This window comes from Rhizobium sp. CF142 (genome assembly GCF_000281145.1).
In the GTDB taxonomy this organism is placed as follows: Bacteria; Pseudomonadota; Alphaproteobacteria; order Rhizobiales; family Rhizobiaceae; genus Rhizobium.
The window spans coordinates 1-624 of record NZ_AJWE01000083.1 but is presented as its reverse complement, the minus strand read 5'-3'; the positions used below and the strand labels follow the sequence as shown (position 1 = coordinate 624).

1 protein-coding gene is annotated in these 624 nt (G+C 55.8%); it reads left to right on the top strand.

The window, feature by feature from the left end; all coding sequences use genetic code 11:
* A partial coding sequence (locus PMI11_RS15705) for a HEPN domain-containing protein (protein WP_007818703.1) occupies nucleotides 1–488 on the top strand: 488 nt, incomplete at its 5' end.
* Nucleotides 489–624: the final 136 nt, after the last annotated feature.

Genomic DNA, 624 nt, shown 5'->3' with positions numbered 1-624 from the left:
ATGGCAAAATCCTCTTCGAGGAAGATGGTCATCCGCTCAAGCAGCCCAAGCCTCTGACCACGGAAGAGGCAAAAGCTGAGGCGCAGCGACATTTCGAGCAGTGGCTTCCCGATGCTATCGCCCTTCAAGAGGGCGCTCTGTTTTATTCAAATGGCGGGCATGCGAATCTCGCGGCGTTTACGCTGCATCAGGCGACTGAGAGACTTTATCATTGCCTACTACTCACGCTCACCCTCTACAGCCCGAAGTCTCATCGCGTCAAAGTTCTACGCTCAAGAGCTGAGGAGCTAGACAAGCGGCTCATAGCCGTGTGGCCCCGAGACAACCGTATCGCTCGACGACGCTTCGAATTATTGTCGCGCGCCTACGTTGAGGCGCGCTATTCGCCAAACTTCGAAATTAGTATTCAAGAGCTTGGCTGGTTGACGGAGCGGGTAAAGGTTCTTCAGAGCCTTGTTGAGGCCGTTTGCCGGGAGCGCTTGGGTTGAATGAGAGTTTGAGAGGGGCACTTGCTGCCGGTCCATTGTTCAGTTGGACGCCTTGAGCGGACTCGAACCAGCGATGTATGGTCGGGCAGGTCCCGAACTGCTGAGGGCACGAACGCTACCACCGCTCCACACAAAG